Annotated in this window: 19 protein-coding genes and 1 tRNA gene; 9 read left to right on the top strand and 11 right to left on the bottom strand. The window is 67.0% G+C overall.

Annotation, left to right across the window (positions count from 1 at the left end; genetic code table 11):
- The first annotated feature begins 82 nt into the window (after nucleotides 1-82).
- Nucleotides 83-1,060: a MarR family transcriptional regulator gene (locus CA833_RS03085; protein WP_207079211.1), complete on the top strand. Its 978-nt coding sequence runs from the start codon at nucleotides 83-85 to the stop codon at nucleotides 1,058-1,060.
- A 49-nt stretch (nucleotides 1,061-1,109) separates the two neighbouring features.
- On the opposite strand, the gene CA833_RS03080 is transcribed toward CA833_RS03085, so the two are convergent.
- Nucleotides 1,110-2,261 carry a glycosyltransferase family 1 protein gene (locus CA833_RS03080; RefSeq protein ID WP_207079210.1) on the bottom strand — a complete coding sequence of 384 codons (1,152 nt, stop codon included), beginning with the start codon at nucleotides 2,259-2,261 and terminating at the stop codon, nucleotides 1,110-1,112.
- A gap of 48 nt (nucleotides 2,262-2,309) precedes the next feature.
- Between CA833_RS03080 and CA833_RS27155 the strand changes: the two genes are divergently transcribed.
- Nucleotides 2,310-2,435, top strand: a complete 126-nt coding sequence (locus CA833_RS27155; RefSeq protein ID WP_255535861.1) for a hypothetical protein — start codon at nucleotides 2,310-2,312, stop codon at nucleotides 2,433-2,435.
- On the opposite strand, the gene CA833_RS03075 is transcribed toward CA833_RS27155, so the two are convergent.
- The 3 genes from CA833_RS03075 to CA833_RS03065 all read right to left on the bottom strand — a co-directional run bounded on the left by CA833_RS03075 (nucleotide 2,417) and on the right by CA833_RS03065 (nucleotide 4,164).
- Nucleotides 2,417-2,902, bottom strand: a complete 486-nt coding sequence (locus CA833_RS03075) for a hypothetical protein (protein WP_207079209.1) — start codon at nucleotides 2,900-2,902, stop codon at nucleotides 2,417-2,419. The two genes, CA833_RS27155 and CA833_RS03075, sit on opposite strands and share 19 nt — an antisense overlap.
- 244 nt (nucleotides 2,903-3,146) lie before the next feature.
- Nucleotides 3,147-3,575: a hypothetical protein gene (locus CA833_RS03070; RefSeq protein ID WP_207079208.1), complete on the bottom strand. Its 429-nt coding sequence runs from the start codon at nucleotides 3,573-3,575 to the stop codon at nucleotides 3,147-3,149.
- A gap of 154 nt (nucleotides 3,576-3,729) precedes the next feature.
- Nucleotides 3,730-4,164 carry a hypothetical protein gene (locus CA833_RS03065; protein WP_207079207.1) on the bottom strand — a complete coding sequence of 145 codons (435 nt, stop codon included), beginning with the start codon at nucleotides 4,162-4,164 and terminating at the stop codon, nucleotides 3,730-3,732.
- Between the two features lie 93 nt (nucleotides 4,165-4,257).
- On the opposite strand from CA833_RS03065, the gene CA833_RS03060 reads away from it, so the two are divergent.
- The 4 genes from CA833_RS03060 (at nucleotide 4,258) to CA833_RS03045 (ending at nucleotide 8,423) form a co-directional block, all read left to right on the top strand.
- Nucleotides 4,258-5,580, top strand: coding sequence for a replication-associated recombination protein A (locus CA833_RS03060; RefSeq protein WP_207079206.1), 1,323 nt, complete (start codon nucleotides 4,258-4,260; stop codon nucleotides 5,578-5,580).
- Entirely contained in the window at nucleotides 5,580-6,482 is a 903-nt protein-coding gene (locus CA833_RS03055) for a hypothetical protein (RefSeq protein ID WP_185928678.1), read from the top strand. Before CA833_RS03060 ends, CA833_RS03055 begins: the two co-directional genes overlap by 1 nt.
- 82 nt (nucleotides 6,483-6,564) lie before the next feature.
- A complete protein-coding gene (locus CA833_RS03050; RefSeq protein ID WP_207079205.1) occupies nucleotides 6,565-8,286 on the top strand; it encodes a DUF885 domain-containing protein in 1,722 nt (573 codons plus the stop codon).
- Between the two features lie 61 nt (nucleotides 8,287-8,347).
- Nucleotides 8,348-8,423, top strand: a tRNA-Thr gene (locus tag CA833_RS03045).
- A 25-nt stretch (nucleotides 8,424-8,448) separates the two neighbouring features.
- On the opposite strand, the gene CA833_RS03040 is transcribed toward CA833_RS03045, so the two are convergent.
- From CA833_RS03040 to CA833_RS03030, 3 genes are read right to left on the bottom strand one after another with little or no spacing between them, the layout of a single operon-like run.
- Complete coding sequence (locus CA833_RS03040; protein WP_207079923.1) at nucleotides 8,449-9,444, bottom strand: DUF2891 domain-containing protein; 996 nt, start codon at nucleotides 9,442-9,444, stop codon at nucleotides 8,449-8,451.
- Nucleotides 9,432-10,388: a DUF979 domain-containing protein gene (locus CA833_RS03035; RefSeq protein ID WP_207079204.1), complete on the bottom strand. Its 957-nt coding sequence runs from the start codon at nucleotides 10,386-10,388 to the stop codon at nucleotides 9,432-9,434. Before CA833_RS03035 ends, CA833_RS03040 begins: the two co-directional genes overlap by 13 nt.
- Nucleotides 10,385-11,077: a DUF969 domain-containing protein gene (locus tag CA833_RS03030; RefSeq protein ID WP_207079203.1), complete on the bottom strand. Its 693-nt coding sequence runs from the start codon at nucleotides 11,075-11,077 to the stop codon at nucleotides 10,385-10,387. The genes CA833_RS03035 and CA833_RS03030 overlap by 4 nt, the downstream gene beginning before the upstream one ends.
- Nucleotides 11,078-11,340: 263 nt before the next feature.
- Between CA833_RS03030 and CA833_RS03025 the strand changes: the two genes are divergently transcribed.
- The gene (locus CA833_RS03025) at nucleotides 11,341-11,751 is read left to right on the top strand and encodes a PilZ domain-containing protein (RefSeq protein ID WP_207079202.1); all 411 of its coding nucleotides are present in this window, start codon (nucleotides 11,341-11,343) and stop codon (nucleotides 11,749-11,751) included.
- 71 nt (nucleotides 11,752-11,822) lie between these two features.
- On the opposite strand, the gene typA is transcribed toward CA833_RS03025, so the two are convergent.
- Nucleotides 11,823-13,652 carry a translational GTPase TypA gene (typA, locus tag CA833_RS03020; RefSeq protein WP_142632339.1) on the bottom strand — a complete coding sequence of 610 codons (1,830 nt, stop codon included), beginning with the start codon at nucleotides 13,650-13,652 and terminating at the stop codon, nucleotides 11,823-11,825.
- Nucleotides 13,653-14,186: 534 nt separating this feature from the next.
- Between typA and CA833_RS03015 the strand changes: the two genes are divergently transcribed.
- Complete coding sequence (locus tag CA833_RS03015) at nucleotides 14,187-14,651, top strand: DUF805 domain-containing protein (RefSeq protein ID WP_142637387.1); 465 nt, start codon at nucleotides 14,187-14,189, stop codon at nucleotides 14,649-14,651.
- A gap of 70 nt (nucleotides 14,652-14,721) precedes the next feature.
- On the opposite strand, the gene CA833_RS03010 is transcribed toward CA833_RS03015, so the two are convergent.
- Nucleotides 14,722-17,250 carry an ABC transporter permease gene (locus CA833_RS03010; protein WP_242526358.1) on the bottom strand — a complete coding sequence of 843 codons (2,529 nt, stop codon included), beginning with the start codon at nucleotides 17,248-17,250 and terminating at the stop codon, nucleotides 14,722-14,724.
- Nucleotides 17,243-17,962, bottom strand: a complete 720-nt coding sequence (locus CA833_RS03005) for an ABC transporter ATP-binding protein (RefSeq protein ID WP_207079200.1) — start codon at nucleotides 17,960-17,962, stop codon at nucleotides 17,243-17,245. Before CA833_RS03005 ends, CA833_RS03010 begins: the two co-directional genes overlap by 8 nt.
- Nucleotides 17,963-18,043: 81 nt before the next feature.
- Here CA833_RS03005 and CA833_RS03000 point away from each other — a divergent pair, with 81 nt between their 5' ends.
- Nucleotides 18,044-18,760, top strand: coding sequence for an arylesterase (locus CA833_RS03000; protein ID WP_370584537.1), 717 nt, complete (start codon nucleotides 18,044-18,046; stop codon nucleotides 18,758-18,760).
- On the opposite strand, the gene recF is transcribed toward CA833_RS03000, so the two are convergent.
- A complete protein-coding gene (gene recF / locus CA833_RS02995; RefSeq protein WP_207079198.1) occupies nucleotides 18,757-19,860 on the bottom strand; it encodes a DNA replication/repair protein RecF in 1,104 nt (367 codons plus the stop codon). The genes CA833_RS03000 and recF overlap by 4 nt on opposite strands.
- Nucleotides 19,861-19,900: the final 40 nt, after the last annotated feature.

The following is a 19,900-nucleotide window of genomic DNA, read 5'->3' as shown; positions in this document are numbered from 1 at the left end:
AGGTTTTAACCCGGCAATTCTTGACTCGAAGGCGTCCTGTTCTAGTCCTGTTCCCTTACGTGGTAACACGGAAGGCACGCGCATGGATGATACGGATTTCACCCTCGGCGGTCCTGTCACGGACGATTTTGCCTATGGCGGCGGCAGCGCTTCCGGCCAAGGTTCCGGTCTTTCGGTTTCGATCTTTGCCGACCGCGCCCATGTGCGCGCCGGGATGCGGGAGGATGCCGGGGCAGCGGGCTTGCGGGTCACGGCCACGTCGCTGACGGAACTGCTGGAACAGGGCGAGCGTCCGCTCGGCGATGTTGTCCTGCTGGATTGCCCGCAGGTCGATGGCGCGGCGCTGGCAGCCCTGTCGCGGCTGGACATGCGGGCGCCGCAACTGGGGGCGCGGCTGATCGTCTCGACCAGTGTCGAGGCGCTGGATGACGTGTTTGCCTGCATGGACCATTCCAATCCGTTGCTGCTGGTCGATCCCAGCCGGGCCGAGCGGGTGGTTGCCTTGGGGCGGGTGCTGGCAACGATGTCGCAGGGACGCGTGCGCGAGCTTTCCGACGACGACCGGCTGATGATCCTGCGGCTGACCGAGCAGGTCGGCGAGATTGCCGGGCGGATCGATCGGCTGGCGCCCTCTGGCGGCGGGGGGGATGGTGCTTTGGAGCCGGCAATTCCGCTGGCGCGCGAAGCACCGCCACGCTGTGCAGTGGCGCAGTTGCCCGATGCCCGGCTTGTTCGCAAGATCCTGCGCCAGCGTCAACTGCGCGCGCGTTTCATCGAGGGCGACCTGTTTGCCGATCCGGCCTGGGACATGCTGCTCGATCTTGCTGCCGCGCAAGGGGAAGGCAAGCAGGTCTCGGTGACCTCACTGTGCATCGCGGCTGCGGTGCCGCCGACGACGGCGCTGCGCTGGATCGGGCAGATGGTCGACGGCGGCCTGTTCCGCCGTGTGCTGGATGACAACGACAGACGCCGGGCCTTTATCGAACTGACCGACAAGGCCGTCGAGGGGCTTGGTCGCTATTTCGGGGAAATCGGTCTGGCGGCCCCGGCGCCGGTCTGAACAACCGCGAAGCACCGGGCTGCCTTATTGGCAGACCCGGCATTCGCGGTCAGCTGCGGGTCTTCTGGCGGATGAGGCGCAGATACGTATCGGCCACTGCCTGGTTGATGCGGTCCCAGCTGAATTCCAGTGCGCGGCTCTCGCCGGCAAGGCCGTGGGCCTCGCGCATGTCCTGGTTCTCGACATAGCCCTTGATCGCTTCGGCGAACTGGTGGATCGCGCCGGGAGGCACGAGGCGGCCGGACTCGCGGTCGTTCACGAGGCTCTGGCTGCCGGTGGCGGCCGCGGCGATTACCGGCAGGCGGCAGGCCATGGCTTCCAGTGTCACGTTGCCGAACGTCTCGGTGACCGAGGGGTTGAACAGCATGTCCATGCTGGCCACGGCGCGGGCCAGGTCGGCGCCTTGCTGGAAGCCGACAAAGACCGCCTGCGGCAGGCGTGCTTCGAACCATTCGCGGGCGGGGCCTTCACCGACCACCAGCACGCGGTGGGCGATGCCGCGCTGGGTTAGTTCGTCGAGCGTGTCGGAAAAGACGTCGAGGCCCTTTTCCATGACCAGGCGGCCCAGGAAGCCGATGGTCACTTCATGGTCGGCGATGCCATGCGCGCGGCGCCAGGCGAGGTCACGGCGGCCGGGGTGGAAGATTTCGCGATCCACTCCGCGCGACCAGATCGACACATCGTAGTTCATGCGCTGTTCGCGCAGCAACTGGGCCATCGATTCCGAGGGAGCTACCAGTGCATCGCAGCGGCGGTAGAAGCGGCGCAGGATCGCCTCGATCAGCGGTTCGCCCCAGGCCATGTTGTAGTAACGAAGGTATGTCTCGAAGCGCGTGTGCACCGAAGCGAGCACCGGCAGGTTGCGCTTGCGCGCCCAGGTGACCGCCTGATGGCCGACCGGATCGGGCGAGGAGACATGCACCACATGCGGCGCAAATGCCTTGAGATCGCGGCGCGCCTTGCCCGAGATCGAGAGCGGGATGCGGTATTCCGAACGGGTCGGGATCTGCACCGCGCGAATGCCGACAAGATCGCCGGTCGGCTCGAAGGCGGGCTTGTCGACGACCGGGGCATAGACGCGCACTTGCGCCCCCTGGCGGAGCAGGTAGCCCACGAGACGGTTCAGGGCCTGGTTGGCGCCGTCGCGCACATAATTGTAGTTGCCCGAAAAGAGGGCGATCCGAAGGTCGGCGATATCCATGATGGGCAGCCCCATAGCCTCCCGGGCGGGGATTGGCGAGTGCGGATCATGGAAGGCCATGTGCGGGAAGCAGTGCGCGGCGGCATTTTCCATGAAATGCCGCCGCGCATCCTTTCACTCGAAATTCTTGACGCGGTTATGACGTCCGGGGGCGATCAGCGGCGCCAGTCGTGATGGCGGTCCCGATCATGCCGGTCCCGGTCGCGGCGGTCCCGGTCGTGACGACCCCAGTGGCGCCGATCATCACGGCCCCAGCCGCGGCGGTCGTCGCGCCAGTCGCGGTTGCCCCAGGCATGGCCGCGGCTCCAGCGGTCGCGGTAATACGGCGCGTAATAGCGGTCGTAGTAGCGATCCTGGTAGTAGCGGTTGGGGTAGCCTTCGTAGTAATAATAGTACCCCGGGCGGCCGCGCACGGTCACGTAACGGCGGGAATCGTAATAGCCGCGGTCGTAATAGTGGCGATCGCCGTGATCGGCGAGGGCAGCGCCGAGCGCGAGGCCGATGACGCCGGCACCGATGGCGATGGCCGCATCGTCGCCCCGGTCGTGGTAACCGTCACGGGCCATGGCGGGGGCCGAGGCCGTCAAGGCGCTGGCCGCAAGGGCTGCGGCGAGGCCGAATTTCCTGATCCTGATATGCATCGAATTGAACTCCCTTTCCGGGCCAACCAGGTAACGGCGGTTCCAGCGGGCACGTGCCACATTTCTGCAATGTTGCCACTGAACAGGCCGTGAACTTCCGGTTGGTCTTGCGAAAGCTGGGCGCTTGGCGGGCCGTGCCGGGGAAAGCCGCTGCGCACAAAAAAAGACGCCCGGCCAGGAGGAGGGGCCGGGCGTCTCGTCGCAGCCGGGGAGGGGGACCCGGCTGCTCGGTGGTCTTTATCGATCAGTAGCCGCGGCGAAAGTCGTCGCGGTCGCGGTCGTAGCCGCGGCGGTAGTCGCCGTGGTCGCCGCCGCGTCCGTCGTGGCCGCCCCAATTCTGGCCTCGGCCGTCGTTGCGGTGGAAGCGAGCATATTCGTCGCGGCTGTGGCGGCGGCCATCGCGGTCCCAGTACCAGCCGTCGCGGAATTCCCAGCCGCTGGTCCAGGCTCGGCCATATCCGGTGTCATAGCCGTAATCGGCATAGTCGCGGTGGTGGTCGTTGCTCGAGGCGAGGATCGCGCCGAGCGCGAGGCCGACGACGCCGGCACCGATGGCAACCGCCGCGGTGTTGTCGCCGCCGCGGCGATAGTCCTGAGCCATGGCCGGGGTCGCAGCGGCAAGTGCCGTCGCCGCGAGCGCACCGGAAAGGCCGATCTTGCGCATGATGGACATGGTTCGAAACTCCTTGTCAGGAGAACCGAGGCCCGCGTCCTGCGGTGCCTTACGTCTCCTGCGTTGAGTTCCTTCTAGGTGAGCCTGGCTGAACGGAATTGGAGCAGCTTTGGCAGAATTTGTTCAGGTTGGTATTTGATTGTATGAACTGAATTCAGGCGAGCACGCCGCGTCCGCGCAGGCGGACCGTATAGAAGAACAGCAGGAGCGCGGCGATCCAGATCGCCAGCCGCAGCGCCAGTTCGGCGGCATTCGCCGTCATGGGCATCGGCGACAGCAAGAGGTAGGCCTGGTTCGCGGCCAGCCCCAGCAGCGACAGGGCAAAGGCATGGGCGGCCCAGTGCAAGCGCATGACCAGCAGCAAGGCGCCCAGCAGGCCGGCGCCGACGCCGAGCGCCCAACTGGCGAGGGCCCAGGCCGGGGCGGCGTCGAGCCAGTCGATTACGGCAGGCGGGACCTTTGCCATCCAGGCGGGATCGCGCGTGACGGTCATCGCATAGTCGAGGCAGCCAAAGCCGTTCCACAGGATCGCCAGCAGGCCGACCGGCCAGAGATGGAAGGGCGTGCGTGCCGCTGCAGTTCGTGTCATGGTGCCGTCTTCCTTCCCTGTGCGAGCCGGGAGGCAGCCTAGGGGTATCGCGCAGGCGGTGCAATTGCGCGGGATAGTCGCTAGATAGCCCCCATGGCCGACCTTTTTGCCGATGATCTTCCGCCCTCCAGCCGCCCCGACATGCCGGGAGAGGATGCCCCGCTGGCCGACCGCTTGCGCCCGCGCACCTTGGCCGACGTGGTGGGGCAGGAGCACCTGACCGGTCCCGAAGGGCCGATCGGGCGCATGGTGGCGGCGGGCCGGCTGTCCTCGATGATCCTCTGGGGGCCGCCGGGAACCGGCAAGACCAGCACGGCGCGGCTCCTGGCCGACGCGGTGCGCATGCGCTTTGCGTCGGTGTCGGCGGTGTTTTCGGGCGTCGCCGATCTCAAGAAGGCCTTTGCCGAGGCCGACGTGGCCGCGCGCGCCGGGCAGCGCACGCTGCTGTTCGTGGACGAGATCCACCGTTTCAACCGTGCCCAGCAGGACGGTTTCCTGCCGTTCGTCGAGCGCGGCACGGTGACCTTGATCGGTGCGACGACCGAGAATCCCAGCTTTGCGCTCAACGCGGCCTTGCTGAGCCGGGCACAAGTGCTGATCCTCCACCGGCTCGGGCCGGAGGCGCTGGAAAGCCTGCTGGACAAGGCGGAAGCGCTCGAGGGGCCGCTGCCGCTTGACGGCGACGCGCGGGCGGCGCTGGTCGCCTCGGCCGACGGCGACGGGCGGTTCTTGCTCAATCAGGCGGAAACGCTTTATGCGGCGCAGATCGGCGAGCCGCTCGATCCCCGCGGGCTGGGGGCCTTTCTCCAGCGCCGCGTGGCGGTTTACGACAAGGACCGCGACGGCCACTACAACCTGATTTCCGCGCTGCACAAGTCGGTACGCGGGTCGGATCCCCAGGCCGCCCTCTATTATCTGGCGCGCATGCTGACGGCGGGCGAGGAACCGCTATACCTGCTCCGCCGCCTGACCCGCATGGCAAGCGAGGATATCGGACTTGCCGATCCGCAGGCGTTGCTTCAGTGCATCGCCGCCAAGCAGACCTACGAGTTCCTTGGCAGTCCCGAGGGGGAAGGGGCGATCGTGCAGGCCTGCCTCTATCTTGCCACCGCGCCCAAATCCAACGCGGCCTACATGGCGCAGAAGGCGGCGTGGCAGAGCGCGCGGGAAACCGGATCGCTGCCGCCGCCCGCCAACATCCTCAACGCACCGACCAAGCTGATGAAGGACATCGGCTACGGCAAGGACTATGCCTACGACCACGATGCCCCGGACGGCTTCTCGGGCGACAACTACTGGCCGGAAGGCATGGCGCCGCAGACCTTCTACGAACCGGTCGAGCGCGGGTTCGAGCGGGACCTGCGCAAACGTATCGAGTGGTGGGACCGCAAGCGCGCAGAGCGCCGCGCAGAGTGATGGCTCCGCGCTTTCGCCATTTCATGGCGATCGACTGGTCCGGCGCCCTTGGCCTGCGCCAGAAGGGTATCGCGGTTGCGCTCTGCGGGATCGAGGGCGCGCCGCAACTGCTGCGGCCCAAGGGCTTGTGCCACCGGGAGCCGGGCCCCTGGTCGCGCGAGGAGGTGCTTGACCTGCTGCGCGATGACTTGCCGCAAGACACGCTGGTCGGGCTCGACCTCGGCATTTCACTGCCTTTCGCCGATGCCGGGGCGTTTTTTCCCGGCTGGGCGCGGAGCCCGCCCGATGCCCGTGCGCTTTGGGCCCTGATCGATGGGATCTGCGCCGGAGACGAGCATCTTTCCGCCTCCAGCTTTGTCGATCACTGCGAACTCAGCGCCTATTTCCGCCGTCATGGCGGGCGCGAGGGTGCGCGGTTCCATTTGCCCCGAGCCTCGCACCGCAAGGGGCGCATGCGGGTGACCGAAGAGGCGCAGGCGCGTGCGGGCTGCAAGCCCTATTCCAATTTCAACCTTGTCGGTGCGGCGCAAGTGGGCAAGTCGAGTCTCACCGGAATGCGCATGCTGCACCGGCTGGGCGCGGCACTGTCGGTCTGGCCGATAGACCCTTTGCCGGAGAGCGGATCGGTGGTGACCGAGATCTACACGACGCTTGCCGCCGTGGCCGCCGGGCGCTCTGCTGGGCGGGCGAAGATGTCCGATCACGCGGCGCTCAATGCAGGGCTCGCGGTGCTGGGATCGCCGCCTGTCTCGGGCGAGGGACCGATCGACGACCACAGCGCCGATGCCTTGCTCACCTCGGCCTGGCTGCGCACCGCCGCGCCGCGTGCGGACTTGTGGAAACCCGCTGAATTGACGGCCGAACTTGCCCGCACCGAGGGCTGGACCTTCGGCGCAGTCTGACGCACAACCCGTGCCCATGGGGCTTTGCCGTCGGGGGCGACCGATGCGGCCCGCACACCATGGACAGGGATCGCACGAAGACATGAAACACAAGCTGCTGGCCGGGATGGCCTGTCTCGCACTGGCCCTCGGCGCAGGCGCTGCTCCCGCACAGGCACCGGTAACCGCCGCGATGGGGACCCCGGCAACGCCGTGGAAGGCCTATGTCGGCAAGACGCTGGATGCCTGGATGGCGCAGGACCCGTCCTTCGCGATCTATCAGGGCGCCCACCAGTTCGACGGCCGTCTGCCCGACTGGAGCGCTGCCGGCCTCAAGGCCCGGGCCGATTTCCTGCGCGGCGTGATCGCCGATGCCGGAAAGTTCACCGATCTTTCCGCCGCCGACCGGTTCGAGCGGGACTATCTGGTACAGGTTGCCAAGGGGCAGCTGTTCTGGCTGGTCGACGCCGACAAGCCGCATACCAATCCGGGCTACTACATCGAGAATGGCCTCGATCCCAACGTCTATGTCAGCCGTGACTATGCCGACAAGCCGACGCGGATGAAGGCGATGATCGCCTTTTTCAAGGCGGTGCCCAGGGCCGCGACGCAGATCCGCGGCAATCTCAAGACCGCTATGCCCGCCAGCTTCATCAAGCTGGGCACGGCCGGGTTTGCGGGTTTTGCCGAGTATTACCGGGGTGATGCCCGTGCGGCCTTTGCCGATGTGAAGGATGCAAGGCTCCAGGCCGAATTCAAGGCGAGTTCGGAAGCCGCCGCCACTGCCATGCAGGGGCTGGCCGATTGGCTGGCCAAGGCGACGCCGACGCAGGACTTCGCCATGGGCGCGGATCGTTTCTCGCGCATGTTGGCCGCGACCGAGGCGGTCGACGCGCCGCTGGACGAACTCGAAGCCGTTGGCCGCGCCGATCTCAAGCGCAACCAGGATCTGCTGAAGGCGGCCTGCGCCGACTATGCACCGGGCAAGGACATCCAGGGCTGCTTCGACAAGATGCGGGCCGACAAGCCGGAGGGCGGTCCGGTGCTGGCCGCGCGCAAGCAGATCCCCGATCTCACCGCTTTCGTGCGCCAGCATGACATCGTGACGATCCCCGGCACCGAACAGGCGAAAGTCGAGGAAAGCCCGCCCTACAACCGGCAGAACTCGGCCTATATCGATCCGGCGGGGCCGCTCGATAAGGGCATCGCCTCGGTCTATTACATTTCGCCGCCGGACCCCTCGTGGTCGCAGCAGATGCAGCAGGACTACATCCCGGGCAAGAACGACCTGCTGTTCACGTCCGTGCACGAAGTGATGCCGGGGCACTTCCTGCAGTTCCTCCATTCGAATCGCTCGCCTTCTTGGGTGGGCCGCCTGTTCGTCGGTTATGCCTTCGCCGAGGGCTGGGCGCACTATGCCGAGGAAATGATGTGGGATGCCGGCCTCGGGAATGGCGATGCCGGGGTCCACGTCGGCCAGCTGTCCAACGCACTGCTGCGCAATTGCCGTTATCTCTCGGCGATCGGCCTGCATGCGCGCGGCATGACGCAGGAGCAGTCGAAGCGCATGTTCATGACCGAATGCTACCAGGACGAGGGCACGGCCGAGCAGCAGGCTGCGCGCGGCACTTACGATCCGGCCTATCTCAACTACACGCTGGGCAAGCTGATGATCCGCAAGCTGCGCGACGACTGGACCGCCAAGCGCGGCGGCCGCGCCGGCTGGAAGGCGTTCCACGACGAATTCCTGAGCTACGGCGGCCCGCCGATCCCGCTGGTTCGCCAGGCGATGATGAAGGAAGACGCGCCGCACGCGGTGTTCTGATTAAAATGCTGGACCGGCGCCCCTGCCTCGCTGTAAGGGCGCCGGACTTGCTTTCGCGAGGGCCGGCTTAGCTCAGTTGGTAGAGCACCTGATTTGTAATCAGGGGGCCACGGGTTCGAATCCTGTAGCCGGCACCATCGCTTGTTCCCTTTCAGCTTCGTCCTATGCCGCCAGCATCGCCAGAAGGGCGAAGCTCGCCAGCCAGTGCTCGCCCATGTAGTCGCCCTCGATGTGTTCCAGCCCGGCGGCGAGGTGGGCTTCGGCGGCTTCACCGGCGATCTGTGCCAGTGCCGGGGTGGCCGAGGCGATTTCGCGCCAGGCCCAGCCGCGGCTCAGGTTGAGTCCGTCGAGATGGGCGATCTTGCCGTCGCTGCGGTCGCTGACATGGGCCGGGGTGAACAGCGAGGCCGGGCGGCGTTGGGCAAGGTTGGGCAGGAACTGCGCGAACCAGTCGGTGAAGGCGTCTTCACCCAGTGCGCGGCGCATCAGCAATGCTTCGCTGAGCGCCGAGGACAGGAATTCGTCGCCGCCGGGCTCCCAGGCCTGGCAGTCCGCATCGCCGGCGAACCAGGTTGCGGCCTTGGTGCGGATCTGGTCGGCCAGCGCAGGGTCGAACGCGTCGGCCCATTCCAGTGACAGCGCGAGCGCAAAGGCGCTGTTGAAGTGCGTGCCGGTACGGATCGGGTAGGTGAGGATCGTCAGGTAGTGGGCGAGCCGTGCTGCAAAGGCGCGGGCCAGCGGTTCGAGCCGCACCGCCCAGGGCTTGTCCGCATGACGACTTGCCTCGAGGTGCAGGTAGAGCAGCCAGGCCCAGCCGTAGGGGCGCTCGAAGCCGCCGGAAAGCGGGCGGTCGAGATAGGCCAGTTCGGCGGTGAGCTTGTCCTCGGTGAAAGTCTCGTCGGCACGGGCGATGGCCTGAGCGGCTTCGGGCAGGTCCGGGTGCAGGCGCGCGAGCGTGAGGATGGTCCACCAGCCGTGCACGCAGGAATGCCAGTCGTAGCTGCCGTGGAAGGCCGGATGCAGCACGCGCGGTGGCAGCACGTCGGCATCCGAGGACATCGTGTGGTCGAGCTTGTGCGGATATTCGCGGCCGACATGGCCCAGCGCGATGCGGATGAACCGGGCGGCGGTTTCAGGGGATGGGGTCACAGCAGGAATCCGGCGATGTAGAGGATGGCGATGTTGCAGGCGAGCAGGGGCAGGGCCGTGCCGACCTGGCGGCGGATCACCGCATGCTCGTCCTTCAGTTCGAGCAGGGCGGCGGGAACTATGTTGAAGTTGGCGGCCATCGGCGTCAGCAGCGTGCCGCAGAAACCCGCCAGCATGCCGACCGCGCCGACAACCGCCGGATCGCCGCCGTGGAGGCGGATGAGGATCGGCACGCCGACCGCGCTCGCCATCACCGGGAAGGCGGCAAAGGCATTGCCCATGACCACCGTGAACAGCGCCATGCCGAGGGCAAAGACGACAACCGCGAGGAATACGTTGCCGCTCGGCAGGATGCTCTGGGTAATGGCGCCGACCGCGGTGCCGACCCCGGCGGCGGTGAAGACGACGCCCAGTGCGGCAAGCATCTGCGGAAGCAGCGCGGCCCAGCCGATCGAGTCCATCAGGCGCCGGCCTTCCTCGACCGGCGCGGTGAGCGGCGGGCGCTGCCACAGCATCGTGACGGCCAGCGCGATCACGACGCCCAGCACCAGCAGGGCCAGCGTGATCCAGCGTGGATCGACCAGGCCGAGGCGCTCCAGCCCCGCGTAATTGAACAGCAGGGTGCCGCAAAACGCGGTCACCGGGACGATGAGGGCGGGCAGGAACAGGCGCGAGCCGAGCCGGGCGGCGCTGGCCTCGCGCTCGGCATTGCCGGTGGTGCGGGGGCTGCCGTGCCCGAGGCTGCGGGTTCCGGCGATGGCCACCAGCGCAAGGACCAGCAAGCCGTTGCCGAAGTCGCCGAGACGGTCGCCCAGCAGCAGGCTCGCCGCGATGAGCCCCCAGAACGCGCCGTTGCCCCAGCGCCTGGGATTGGTGCGGTCCCGCGCGCTGGCAAGGGCAAAGGCGGCAAAGACGATGCCGGCCAGCGCGTAGATCGTGCCGATGCCGATCATGCCTCGGTGTCCCGGGCAGCGGGGGCGGCGCGTAGGCGGCGGTCGAAGCGGTGCAGGCGGAAGGCGTGGATGGCAAAGGCGCAGATCGCGGTCGGGATCGCCCAGAGCGAGAGATGGATGGGCGCAATGTCGATGCCCTGGCTCTTGAGCACGCCCTGGATCAGCAGGATCGAGCCGATCGCGATGAACACGTCCTCTCCGAAGAACACGCCGACATTGTCGGTGGCGGCCGCCATGGCCTTGACCTCCTCGATGTCGTCTTCGGTAACCTCCGGGGCCTGCTTGCGCGCGGCCGCCTCGGCCATCGGGGCGACCAGCGGTCGTACGGTCTGCGCCGGGCCGGCGATCGAGGTCAGGCCGAGTGCCGCGAGGATCTGCCGGAACGCGAGATAGGATATGAGCAGCCGTCCCACGGTGGCGCCGCGCATGCCCTCGATCAGCGTGCGCGCGCGCTGCTGCAGGCCGAAGCGTTCGAGCAGGCCGATCACCGGCAGCACCACGTAGACGACGGTGACGAAGCGGTTGTCGTTGAAGCCCTTGCCGAGCAGCGCGATCACCTGGACGAGGCTCATGTGGCCCAGCAGGCCGGTAACCACGGCGGCAGCGGCCACGACAGCCAATGGATTGAATCGCAAAGCAAATCCTGCGATCACAACAAGAATTCCGGCCAGTGGCCCGTATTCGATCATCTGCCTGTCTGTTCCGGTTCCGATTGCGCCCGGACGAGAGGTCTAACGGCAAAGCGCAAACATGGAAGCATGGGGAAGATATTTTCGCGCAGGCCGGCGTCCATCGCGCAGCGCCGGCTCCCTATAATGAACTGCCGAAGGAACCCGTGGGGACGGGGCGTGTTTCCCATGGGCCCGGGCTGCGGCCAAGCCGGAGTGTCTAAGGCAGTTCCACTAGACCCGCGCAAACGTGTGGCTAGGCAAGACAATGGCAAGATTACACTATGACTGAAGTCCCCTCCGGTTCGCAATTCTCGTCAGGCGGCGTCCAGGGTGCCGATCGCGGGCGTCGGGCCCGAAGCCGGTTACGCGTGCGCCTGCCCGTTCGGGTGGTGACACGCACGCAGACCAAGGTGGGCATCCTTGCCGACCTGTCGCTGAGCGGCGCGAAGATCGCCACCGATGCATTGCTCAAGGTCGGGGGGGAAGTCCTGCTCGAATGGGGCAAGTTCGAGGCTTTCGGCGAAGTTGTGTGGACCCGCGGGCAATATTGCGGCGTGGCCTTCTTCGATCCGATTTCCGAGGGCATCCTGCTCGGCACACGCGCGCTGGACGATAATGCGCACCTGCCGCGCGATACCGACTTGCTGCGCCAGGCAGCGCGCAACTGGGTGCAGGGCGGCTCCAGCCTTTAACCCGCAAGATTCTTCAGACGTACAACAAAAAAACCCGCCGGATTGCGCCGGCGGGGTTTTTTGTTTCGGGATCAGGCGTCCTTCTTGCGGTTCGCCTTCTTGCGCTCGTGCGGATCGAGGATCGCCTTGCGCAGACGGACCGACTGCGGGGTCACTTCGACCATTTCGTCGTCGTCGATGTAGGCGATCGCCTGTTCCAGCGTCATGACCTTGGGGGGCGTGAGGCGGATGGCGTCGTCCTTGCCGGTCGAACGGAAGTTCGTCAGCTGCTTCGACTTCATCGGGTTCACTTCGAGATCGTCGGGCTTGGCGTTCTCGCCGATGATCATGCCCTCGTAGATCTTTTCCTGCGGCTTCACGAACAGGATGCCGCGATCTTCGAGGCTGTTCAGCGCGTAGCCGACGGCTTCACCGGTGCCGTTCGAGATCAGCACGCCGTTGAGGCGGCCTTCGATCGGGCCCTTGTGGCTGTCGTACTTCTCGAACAGGCGGTTCATGATGCCGGTGCCGCGGGTGTCCGAGAGGAACTCGCCGTGGTAGCCGATCAGACCGCGCGAGGGGGCCGAGAAAGTGATGCGGGTCTTGCCGGCGCCCGAAGGACGCATGTCGGTAAGCTCGGCCTTGCGGCGCTGCATCTTCTCGACGACGGTGCCCGAGAATTCGTCGTCCACGTCGATCACGACGGTTTCGTAAGGCTCGGTGCGGCCACCGTTCTCGTCGGTGCCGAACAGCACGCGCGGGCGGCTGATGCCCAGTTCGAAGCCTTCCCGGCGCATCGTCTCGATCACGACGCCCAGCTGCAGTTCGCCGCGGCCGGCAACTTCGAAGCTGTCCTTGTCGGCCGATTCGGTGACGCGGATGGCGACGTTGGTTTCCGCTTCGCGCATCAGGCGGTCGCGGATCATGCGGCTGGTCACCTTGTCGCCTTCACGGCCGGCGAGCGGCGAATCGTTGACCGCGAATCGCATCGCCAGGGTCGGCGGATCGATCGGCTGGGCCTTGATCGGCACGCTCACTTCGGGGGCGGCGATGGTGTTGGCGACGGTGGCCTTTTCGAGACCGGCCAGCGCGATGATGTCACCGGCGCGGGCTTCGTCGACCGGCACGCGGTCGAGGCCGCGGAAGGTCAGCACCTTGGAGGCGCGGCCCACTTCGATCACCTTGCCGTCGGCGTCGATGGCGCGGATCGGGTCGTTGACCTTGAGCGTGCCCGACTGGACGCGGCCGGTGAGGACGCGGCCCATGAAGTTGTCGCGGTCCAGCAGGGTGGCGAGGAACGAGAACGGCGCGTCGACGTCGAGGTTCGGCGCGGGGACGTGCTCGACGATCTTTTCGAACAGCGGGGTCAGCGTGCCTTCGCGCGCGTCCGGATCGTAGCTGGCGTAGCCGTTGCGGCCCGAGGCGTAGAGGGTCGGGAAGTCGAGCTGCTCGTCGTTGGCGTCGAGGCTGACGAAGAGGTCGAACACTTCGTCCAGCACTTCGGCGTGGCGGCCGTCGGGACGGTCGATCTTGTTGACGACGACGATCGGCTTGAGGCCGAGGCCGAGCGCCTTGCCGGTGACGAACTTGGTCTGCGGCATCGCGCCTTCCGACGAGTCGACCAGCAGGATCACGCCGTCGACCATCGAGAGGATGCGTTCCACTTCGGCGCCGAAGTCGGCGTGGCCGGGCGTGTCGACGATGTTGATGCGGTAGCCGTTCCACTCGATCGAGGTCGGCTTCGCAAGGATGGTGATCCCGCGTTCCTTTTCGAGGTCGTTCGAGTCCATGGCGCGTTCTTCGACGCGCTGGTTGTCACGGAAGGTGCCGGACTGGCGGAAAAGCTGGTCGACGAGGGTGGTCTTGCCGTGGTCGACGTGCGCAATGATTGCGATATTGCGCAAGGGAAGCGGGGCGGACATGCGTTGCCTATCGGTTCGAGGAGTTGGCCAGCAGCGCCTGCTGCGCCGCAAAATTGGCGCGCCCTTAACCGAAATGGTCTGTTTCGGCAAGCGGGGCGCGACGCGCCGACATGTGACATTCCCGTCACGCTGGCCGGAAAGTCTCCGAATCCGACTTTCGAGTGATTGTAAGCCTTGGGCAAACCGATAGAGTGGCGGCAACGAAAGAATAAGGCGGATCGGAACAGCGACAAGTTCCGGGCGTCGGTTGAGAGGAAGGCTGGGGTTCCCGCCAGAAGATCGGTCCGAAGATGTCGGACAGGTTCTGGCGGATCTTCTTCAGGCTTGCAAACATCAGGAGGAACCAGCCGTGTCCCACGACACGGCGGCGCGTTACCGGCATAAGTCCGGAACGTGAAAGCGGTTCGTGCGCTGCGGGGAGGAGACGCGCGGATTGCAGACTGACAAGGGGCGCGCAGCAATGTGCGCCCCATTTTGCTTGCCGCCACGATCCTGATGGGCAAGTATATCTTCCTGAATTTCAAGGGGGAATACATGCTTCAGAATATGATCCTGCCGTTCCGGCGCTTTGCCGATTTCAAGGGCAGGTCGGCGCGCGGCGAGTATTGGGCGTTCGCGCTTCTCAACTTTCTCGTGATGATGGTGCTGGGCGCGGTGTTCCTGGCCTTCGCATTCTCGTTTAATCTCTTCCAGGACATCGAGAACGGCGCCGGCCCTTCGGCCTTGTTCACCGCCAGCATGATCGTGCCGATGTCGATTCTGGGCATCTACTGGCTGGCGATCATCGTTCCGTCGCTGGCGGTGACGGTGCGTCGTTTCCATGACCGGGACATGAGCGGCTGGTGGTATCTGGGGTTCTTTCTCGCAGGCTTAATCCCGATGGTCGGCTGGATCGCCAGCATCGCCTCGCTGGTCATCATGTGCCTGCCTGGCACGCCCGGTCCCAACCGTTTCGGTGACGATCCCCTCGATCCCACCGGCGCCGACGTCTTTGCCTGAGGGCGCAAGCGAGGCGAAATAAAGGGAAGGCCCCGGGGTGGAATGATCCTCTCGGGGCCTTTTTTGTGGCCTATAGTTCCCTCAGCGCCCTTGCCGGTTTGGCCCGTAGCAGCGGCTGCGAACCGGCGAGGGCGAATGCCAGCACGAGGACAAGCCCGGCGCCCAGTACCGCCAGGATACGGGGCCAGTCGGGCAGCCAGTCGAATTCGAACAGCTTGACGATCACTGCCCAGGCCATAGCGCTGCCCAGAACTAGCGCGACCGTGGCCAGTACCAGCGACAGCAGACCATATTCGACCAGCTGGATCGTCAGCAGCTGGCCCCGGCTGGCGCCGAGCACGCGCAGGATCACGTTGTCGTACGTGCGGCTGGCCCGCGCGGCGGCGATGGCACCCAGCAGTACCGCCAGGCCTGCCAGCACCGCCACCGAGGCGGCGGCTAGGATCGCCACGCTCATCTGGTCGAGCAGGTCGCGCGCCTGGCCCAGCACGGTGCCGGTCTCGATCACCGAACTCGACGGGAACATGCGGGCGAGGCGCGGCAGCAACCGGGCGCCGTCGTGGCCCGGCGGCGCCTGGATGGTCGCGGCCAGCTTGTGCGGGGCATCGGCCAGCGTGTTGGGGGAGAACACCAGTACGAAGTTCAGCCCCATCGTGTCCCAGTCGATCCGGCGCAGCGCCGCCACTTTCGCGGTGCGTTCCACGCCGAGCAGGCTGACGGTCACATAGTCACCCACCTTGAGGCCAACCGACTGGGCGAATTTCTCGTCCAGCGAGACCAGCGGCTCGCCGCGCCAGATCGGCGGCCACCATTGGCCGGAGGTTACGGTGCTGCCTTCGGGAAGGTAGGCCGAATAGGTCAGGCCGCGTTCGCCCTTAAGCGCCCAGGCCTCGTCCGGGATGTCCTTCATGTCGGCGACGCGCGTCATGTGGTCCTTGGGGCCGAAGGCGAGGATGCGGCCGCGCAAGTTGGGGACGATGTGGGCCGTGGCGCCCGGAATCTCGCGCTCGACCAGATCGTGGAAGGCCTGGGCGCCGTCCTGCGGGATATCGAGCACGAAGTAGTCGGGCGCGCGGTCGGGCACGCTCTTGCGGATATTGGCGTCGAGGCTGGTCTGCACGCCCGCGATCAGCACGAACGCTGAAAGCCCGAAACCCAGCGCCGTCACCAGCGCGCCGGTCTGCGCGCCGGGGCGATGGAGATTGGCGAGCCCCGCCCGCAGCAGTGGGTCGCGCGGACGCGGCAGGCGCGCGGCCAGATGCCGGATGCCGCTGCCGAGCAGGGCCAGCAGGCCGAGCATGACCGAAGCGCCGCCCAGGAAGCCCGCCGTCACCAGCGGCTGTGCGGCATTGAGCATGGCCAGCGCGGCGATCGCGGCAAGGCCGAGTCCCACCGGCAGCGCCCATGCCATTCTTCGCGCCGCCAGCGGCGAGACGCGGGCGCGCATCAGCGCCATCGCCGGAAAACTGCGCGCGCGGGCCAGCGGCGGGGCGGCGAAGACCAACGCGACCAGCAGGCCATAGGCTGCCGCAGTCAGCAGGGCGAAGGGGGAGAATGTGAAACCCGCCTCCACCGGCAGCAAGGTGCCCAGCGCATGGGAGAGCAGCGGCGTCACCGCTACCCCCACGACGAGGCCGGCCAGGCTTCCCGCCAGCGCCGCCGCGCCGACCTGGAGGAGGTAGACACGGGCGATGTCACGGCTCGTCGCGCCCAGCACCTTGAGGGTGGCGATGCTGCTGCGCCGCGCTTCGAGGTAGGAGGACACTCCGCCGCCGATGCCGATCCCGGCAATCGCCAGCGCGGCAAGCCCCACCAGCGAGAGGAACTGGCCCATCCGGCTGACAAAGCGCTGCGTGGAAGGCGAGGCGGCCTTGCGGGTACGGGTTTCGAAAGCGGCATCGCCGAACTGATGCTTGAGTGTATCCACGACCGCGTCGGGATCGCGCGCGGGATCGGCGAACTTCACACGCACCGCGCTGCGATACATCGCGCCGGTGGCAGTCAACCCGGCGCGGTCGGGCAGGGACAGCGCCGTGATCGCGGTGTCGCCGAAGGAAAAGCCCTCGGAGAGCGTTTCGGGATCGCTGGCGATGATCCCGCCGACCTTCTGGGGCACTTCGGCCACCGTCACGGTGTCACCCGGCTTCACTTCGAGCCGCGCCGCGGTGCCCTCGGCCAGCCAGATCGTCCCCTCTGGCGGAGCGCCGACTTTGCGGCCGTCCTGCAGCGTCAGGCGGCCATAGAGCGGCCAGCCGGCATCCACCGATTTCAGCGCCACGGGCGCGGTAAGGTCTCCCTTGCGGACGATGGCCTGCAGGCGGTAGCCCCGCGAAACCGTGCCATAGGAGGCCAGCGCCTTCATCTCCGCCTCGGAGAGCGTGCGCTGCCATGTCCGCAGCTCAACGTCACCGCCCAGCACCTGCCGCCCGCGCGCGACCAGTTCGTGCTCGATCGATCCGGTGAGGCTGCCGATCGCCGCCAGCGCGCCGACGCCGAGGAACAGGCAGACCAGCAGCAGTCGCAGGCCCTTGAACCGTGCCGACAGGTCACGCCGGGCCAGCGTCCACGCGGTCCGCCAGGAGATCGTGCGTTCAGTCAGCAAGCGTGTCGCTCGCGATCCGGCCATCGGCCAGCGTCACCACGCGCTCGCAGCGGTGCGCGAGGCTTTTGTCGTGGGTGATGATCAGCAGGGTTGCCCCGGCTTCGGCGCGGCGGGCGAAGAGCAGGTCGACGATGGTATGGCCGGTCGCCGCATCGAGGTTGCCGGTCGGCTCGTCCGCGAAAACCAGCGAGGGGCGCGGCGCAAGCGCGCGGGCAATCGCCACGCGCTGCTGCTCGCCGCCCGAAAGCTGCGCCGGGTAATGGTGGAGGCGGTGGCCAAGCCCGACGGCGGCGAGTTCCGCCTCCGCCCGCTCACGCGCGCCGTCGATCCCGGCGAGTTCCAGCGGCGTCATCACGTTTTCCAGTGCGGTCATCGTCGGCAGCAAGTGGAAGGCCTGAAGCACCACGCCGATCCGGCCGCGCCGCGAACGGGCAAGAGCATCCTCGTCCATCGCCGAAAAGTTCTGTCCCGCGACATGCAGCGCGCCGGAGGAGGCCCGCTCCAGCCCGGACAGCACCGACATCAGCGACGACTTGCCCGAACCCGATGGCCCCAGCAGTGCCAGCGTCTGCCCCTGCGGCACCGCAAGGTCGATGCCTTTCAGGATTTCCACCGCACTGTCGCCGCTTCCTAACGTAAGCCGCAAGTCTTGCGCATGGACGGAGAGGGTGGCGGAGGGGGGCTGGGCAGGATCGGTCACGTACCCCATATGGGTGTGCAGCTTGCCGTTCCACAAGTCATTTCACCGGAGAAACCCTTGCGCGCCAAAGCGATCGTCCTTCTCGGGGCTGTGTCCATCCTGCCTCTCGCCCTGAGTGCCTGCGACAAGGGTGCCTCGCCTGCGTCCGAGCAGAGCACCAGCGCGCTTGACGCACCGCCATCGATCCCGGTGATGGGGCCGGAGCGGCCGATCCTGGCCTTCGGGGATTCGCTGCTGGCGGGCTATGGGCTGGAGGATGGCGAAAGCTACCCCGCGCGGCTGGAAAATGCCCTGCGGGCACGCGGGATCAACGCGCGGATCACCAACGCCGGTGTCTCGGGAGATACCACGGCGGCCGGGCTGGAGCGGCTGGACTTCACGCTCAAGAGCCAGCCGGTGAAGCCTGAACTGGCGATCATCAGCCTTGGCGGCAACGACATGCTGCGCTCGCTGCCGCCGGAACAGACGCGCCGGAACCTTGAGGCGATCCTGAAGCGGCTCAAGGACGAGGGCATCCGCGCCGTGCTGCTGGGGATGATGGCCGCGCCCAATCTGGGCAAGGACTATGCCGCGCAGTTCAACCCGATCTACCCGCAGCTTGCCCAGAAATACGGCGCCGTGCTGGTGCCGTTCTTCCTCCAGCCGGTGATCGACAAGCCGGACCTGCTGCAGAAGGACCACGTCCATCCCACCGCCATCGGGGTGGAGGAAATCGTCACGGCAACCGTCGACGACGTCGCGGATGCATTGCCTAAGAAGTCAGGGCCGAAGAAGTCCGGGCCGAAGCAGGCTGGTGCAGGCCGTTAATCCAGCCGTCGCACCGCGCCGCCGCTGACTTCCCATATCGCCGCTTCCGCGGCGATGGCCTCGAACGGGGCCAGTTCGGTGCCCGTCAGCCAGACTTGCGCCGATCCGGCGCGGAGGCGATCGAACAGGGCTTCGCGGCGCAGCGGGTCGAGGTGGGCGGCCACTTCGTCGAGCAGCAGCAGGCGCGGGCGTTGCTGCGTGCCGCCCTCCAGCAATTGCGAGTGCGCCAGCGTGATCGCGATCAGCATGGCTTTCTGCTCGCCGGTCGAGCATTCGGCGGCAGACTGGCCTTTGCCCGCCCCCTTGCCCGCCATCGTTACGAGCACTTCGTCGCGATGCGGGCCGGTTAGCGTACGCTGGGCGGCGCGTTCGCGGGGGCGGCCATCGCGCAAGGCGCGGGCGAGAGCTTCGGCCTCGATCGGTCCACCCGCCTGATAGGCCAGCGAGGGGCGTGCGAAAGGGGAGTCCGGCAGCGCGGCCAGTGTCCTTTCCAGCCGCTCCACCAGTTCGGCGCGGGCAGCGGCGACCATGGCACCGGCTTCGGAAAGCTGGCTCTCGATCGCGTCCAGCCAGCGCGGATCGGGGGCATATTCGCCCGAGAGCAGGCGGTTGCGTTCGCGCAGGGCGTTTTCGAGGCGGGTGGCGTGGCTGGCGTGGTCGGGGCGCATGGCCATGACCATCCGGTCAAGGAAGCGCCGCCGTGCCCCGGCGCCCTCGACAAAAAGGCGGTCCATCGCCGGGGTCAGCCAGCCGATCGAGAGCCATTCGGCCAGCCGCACTGCAGGAGCCTCGGCGCCGTTGACCTGCACCAGGCGCCGTCCGGGCCGCTCCGCCGTAACGCCGGTGCCGAGGCGAACGGGTTCGTTGCCGGGCACCATCAGCGATGCGCTGACCGCGAAGCCGCCGTCGAACTGCTGGCCCGGCACGTCGGCCAGCGCGGCGCGCCGCAGGCCCCGTCCCGGCGACAGCAGCGAGATCGCCTCCAGCACATTCGTCTTGCCCGCGCCGTTTTCGCCCACCAGCAGGTTGAACTGCGCCGTGCCGTCCACCGCGGTTTCGCGGTGGTTGCGGAAGCGGGACAGGAGGATGCGGTCGAGCATGGCTGCGGCGGACCTACCGGGGCCGACCGGTCATGCCAAG

Origin of the sequence: Novosphingobium sp. KA1 (genome assembly GCF_017309955.1) — a bacterium.
In the GTDB taxonomy this organism is placed as follows: Bacteria; Pseudomonadota; Alphaproteobacteria; order Sphingomonadales; family Sphingomonadaceae; genus Novosphingobium.
The sequence above is the reverse complement of the archived record's forward strand: the minus strand, read 5'-3'. Positions and strand labels throughout refer to the sequence as shown.

Excerpts from the sequence above, each read along its gene's own strand:
- CA833_RS03080 (WP_207079210.1), bottom strand. The coding sequence starts at position 2,261 with ATGGATATCGCCGACCTTCGGATCGCCCTCTTTTCGGGCAACTACAAT.
- CA833_RS03065 (WP_207079207.1), bottom strand. The coding sequence starts at position 4,164 with ATGACACGAACTGCAGCGGCACGCACGCCCTTCCATCTCTGGCCGGTC.
- recF (WP_207079198.1), bottom strand. The coding sequence starts at position 19,860 with ATGCTCGACCGCATCCTCCTGTCCCGCTTCCGCAACCACCGCGAAACC.
- CA833_RS03015 (WP_142637387.1), top strand. The coding sequence starts at position 14,187 with ATGCTTCAGAATATGATCCTGCCGTTCCGGCGCTTTGCCGATTTCAAG.
- CA833_RS03060 (WP_207079206.1), top strand. The coding sequence starts at position 4,258 with ATGGCCGACCTTTTTGCCGATGATCTTCCGCCCTCCAGCCGCCCCGAC.
- CA833_RS03025 (WP_207079202.1), top strand. The coding sequence starts at position 11,341 with ATGACTGAAGTCCCCTCCGGTTCGCAATTCTCGTCAGGCGGCGTCCAG.
- CA833_RS03050 (WP_207079205.1), top strand. The coding sequence starts at position 6,565 with ATGAAACACAAGCTGCTGGCCGGGATGGCCTGTCTCGCACTGGCCCTC.
- CA833_RS03035 (WP_207079204.1), bottom strand. The coding sequence starts at position 10,388 with ATGATCGGCATCGGCACGATCTACGCGCTGGCCGGCATCGTCTTTGCC.
- CA833_RS03070 (WP_207079208.1), bottom strand. The coding sequence starts at position 3,575 with ATGTCCATCATGCGCAAGATCGGCCTTTCCGGTGCGCTCGCGGCGACG.
- CA833_RS03055 (WP_185928678.1), top strand. The coding sequence starts at position 5,580 with ATGGCTCCGCGCTTTCGCCATTTCATGGCGATCGACTGGTCCGGCGCC.
- CA833_RS27155 (WP_255535861.1), top strand. The coding sequence starts at position 2,310 with ATGGAAGGCCATGTGCGGGAAGCAGTGCGCGGCGGCATTTTCCATGAA.
- CA833_RS03005 (WP_207079200.1), bottom strand. The coding sequence starts at position 17,962 with ATGGGGTACGTGACCGATCCTGCCCAGCCCCCCTCCGCCACCCTCTCC.
- CA833_RS03085 (WP_207079211.1), top strand. The coding sequence starts at position 83 with ATGGATGATACGGATTTCACCCTCGGCGGTCCTGTCACGGACGATTTT.
- CA833_RS03030 (WP_207079203.1), bottom strand. The coding sequence starts at position 11,077 with ATGATCGAATACGGGCCACTGGCCGGAATTCTTGTTGTGATCGCAGGA.
- typA (WP_142632339.1), bottom strand. The coding sequence starts at position 13,652 with ATGTCCGCCCCGCTTCCCTTGCGCAATATCGCAATCATTGCGCACGTC.
- CA833_RS03075 (WP_207079209.1), bottom strand. The coding sequence starts at position 2,902 with ATGCATATCAGGATCAGGAAATTCGGCCTCGCCGCAGCCCTTGCGGCC.